Source organism: Microvirga sp. P4_G7 (assembly GCF_056401005.1).
Window position 1 is genome coordinate 1 of the sequence record NZ_JBFUKD010000459.1, and the last position, 3,121, is coordinate 3,121.

Genomic DNA, 3,121 nt, shown 5'->3' on the forward strand with positions numbered 1-3,121 from the left:
GATCAGGTGGGACTCGTCCACGGCAAGCTTGCCCCCCGCGACAAGGACGAGGCGATGGAGCGCTTCGCGCGCGGGGACACCAAGATCTTGGTCTCGACGACTGTGATCGAAGTCGGGGTCGACGTGCCTGAGGCGACCATCATGGTGATCGAGCATGCGGAACGGTTCGGGTTGGCGCAGTTGCATCAGTTGCGCGGCCGGATCGGACGTGGGTCGCGATCCTCGACATGCCTTCTCGTCTACAAGGGGCCGCTTGGTCAGACCGCGCAGGCGCGCCTTGAAATGATGCGCCAGACGGAGGACGGCTTCAAAATCGCGGAGGAGGATCTACGACTGCGCGGCGAAGGCGAAATTCTCGGCACGCGACAATCGGGATTGCCCGGGTTCAAGCTCGCGCGGCCGGATGTGGACGGCGAACTTCTCGGCGCCGCACGGGACGATGCGCGACTGATCGTCGAGCGAGACCCGGAACTCGTCAGCGAACGGGGGCAGGCGCTGCGGGTCCTGCTTTACCTGTTCGAACGCGACGCCGCGATCCGCTTGCTTCGCGCCGGTTGAGCGTCACTCGACGGTCACGGACTTAGCCAGATTGCGCGGCTGGTCGACGTCTTTGCCCATGAAGACCGCCGTGTGGTACGCGAGCAGCTGTATCGGGATCGAATGGATGAGCGGCGCGATCATCGGATGGGCCATGGGCATTACGATGGTCGCCATGGTGTCCAAGCCTGCCTCGAGCGCTCCCTTCTCGTCCGTGATGAGAATGATACGACCGCCCCGCGCAGCAACTTCCTGCATATTCGAAACAGTCTTTTCGAAAATGTGATCGTAGGGGGCGATCACGATGACCGGCAGCGTTTCGTCGATGAGCGCGATCGGGCCATGCTTCAGTTCGCCTGCGGCATATCCCTCGGCGTGGATGTAGGAGATCTCTTTCAGCTTCAGAGCTCCCTCGAGTGCCAGAGGATAAGAGGTCCCGCGGCCGAGGTAGAGAACGTCTTTCGCCTTCGATAGTTCGCGCGCCAGGACCTCGATCTGGGCCTCGCGCTTCAGGGCTTCGCTAAGAAGACCGGGAACGCCGATCAGTGCGTCGAGCAGAGACCGTTCATCATCCTGCGAAATGGTGCCTCGAGCACGACCGGCGGCGACGGCGAGGCAGAACAAGACCGCCAATTGGCAGGTAAAGGCCTTCGTCGAGGCAACGCCGACTTCGACGCCGGCAAGCGTCGGCGCCACCACCGCGCTCTCGCGCGCCATGGTCGAGGTCGGCACGTTCACCACGGACATGATGTGCTGCCCGTTGTCCTTTGCGTAACGGAGGGACGCCAGGGTATCGGCCGTCTCTCCCGATTGCGACACAAACAGCGACAAGCCGCCTGGATCAAGGGGAGCTTCCCGATAGCGAAACTCGGACGCGACATCGATCTCGACAGGAATGCGTGCCAGACGTTCGAACCAGTACTTCGAGATCAGCCCCGCGAGGTACGCAGTCCCGCATGCCGAGATCGAAATTCGCCGCAGATCCTTGAAATCGAACGGCAACTCGAAGGGCAACTCGATCCGCCCGGCCGCAAAATTCACGTAATGAGCCAGCGTTCGTCCGACGACCTCCGGCTGTTCGTGGATCTCCTTCACCATGAAATGACGGTGGTTGCCTTTGTCGGCGATGAAGGCACTGGTGACGATCTTGTTTCGCTGACGCTGCACGCGTTGTCCGGAGGCGTCGTGAATCTCGACGCCATGGCGGCTCAGCGTCGCCCAGTCGCCATCTTCCAGATAGGTGATCTCATCGGTGAAGGGAGCCAGCGCCAAGGCGTCCGAACCGAGATAGGACTCGCCTGCTCCGTGTCCGATGGCGAGGGGTGCGCCGTGTCGCGCGCCGATCAGAAGATCGTCTTCACCGCTAAACAGGAAACCAAGAGCAAAAGCGCCGCGAAGCCGGGGAAGAGTCACCGCGACGGCCTCGATCGGACCACGACCCTGATGCATCTCATAGGTGACGAGCTGGGCGACGACTTCCGTATCGGTCTCTGTTTCGAACGTGATGCMCTTGGCCTCGAGGCCGGTCTTCAACTCACGGAAATTCTCGATGATCCCGTTATGAACGACGGCGACCTTGTCCGTCGCATGCGGATGAGCGTTCGTGACATTGGGTTTGCCGTGCGTCGCCCACCGGGTGTGTCCTATCCCGATGGTGCCCGTCAGAGGCGCTTCGGAGAGGGCCACTTCGAGATTGCGGAGCTTTCCCTCCGCGCGACGGCGTTCGATCTTTTCACTTTCGAGCGTTGCGACACCCGCGGAATCATAGCCGCGATATTCGAGCCTCTTGAGCGCGTCGACGATCTGATCTGCAACGGGATCCTTGCCAACGATTCCGACGATACCGCACATAGTTAGCCCTGCTCTCTCAGATTCCGATTTAATGCCACGCTTGCAGCTTTGCTATAGCTGTCCTTTGTACACCTCAAATCAACTTGAGTGACCGATTGTTTCGGGATTACCTCATTTGGGTTTCGCGGCGAGAGATTTCTGCCGGAAATGCTGGGCCCAGTTCTCTTTGACGACCTGACGTCCGCGTCCGAGCGCCAGGGCATTGTCCGGCACGTTGTCGGTCACGACCGATCCCGATCCCACGAAGGCCCCTGTCCCGATCCTGACTGGAGCGACAAGCGACGAATTGGAACCGACGAAGGCATTGTCGCCGATCTCGGTCTTATACTTGCCGAAGCCGTCATAATTGCAGGTGATGGTACCCGCGCYGATGTTCACCTCGGCGCCCACGGTGGCGTCACCGAGATAGGTGAGGTGTCCGACCTTGGCGCCCGCCCCCAGTTGGGTGTTCTTGATCTCGACAAAGTTGCCTACCTTCGCCTTGGGTCCCAGCATCGCACCGGGTCGCAGACGGGCGAAGGGGCCGGCATTGGCCCCTTGCGCGAGGGTCGCTCCTTCAAGGTGGCTGAAGCTATGGACGACGGCGTGATCTGCGACCACGACGCCGGGGCCGAACACGACGTGAGGCTCGACAACGACATCCCGACCGAGTTTGGTGTCGAAGCTCAAAAAGATCGTCTCGGGCGCGACCAGGGTCGACCCATCCAGCATCGCCGCGTGACGGAGCCGCTCC

At 61.2% G+C, this 3,121-nt stretch carries 3 protein-coding genes; 1 reads left to right on the forward strand and 2 read right to left on the reverse strand.

Features of this window, described 5'->3' with window-relative positions; all coding sequences use genetic code 11:
• Positions 1-558, forward strand: a 558-nt coding sequence (locus tag AC1DT3_RS16325) for a helicase-related protein (RefSeq protein ID WP_477466295.1), incomplete at its 5' end; no start/stop codon positions are given.
• A 3-nt stretch (positions 559-561) separates the two neighbouring features.
• Here AC1DT3_RS16325 and glmS read toward each other — a convergent pair.
• Both glmS and AC1DT3_RS16335 read right to left on the reverse strand, forming a co-directional pair.
• The gene (glmS, locus tag AC1DT3_RS16330) at positions 562-2,388 is read right to left on the reverse strand and encodes a glutamine--fructose-6-phosphate transaminase (isomerizing) (RefSeq protein ID WP_477466296.1); all 1,827 of its coding nucleotides are present in this window, start codon (positions 2,386-2,388) and stop codon (positions 562-564) included.
• Positions 2,389-2,499: 111 nt separating this feature from the next.
• Positions 2,500-3,121 (reverse strand): DapH/DapD/GlmU-related protein (locus AC1DT3_RS16335; protein ID WP_477466297.1); only part of this gene is annotated, 622 nt, incomplete at its 5' end.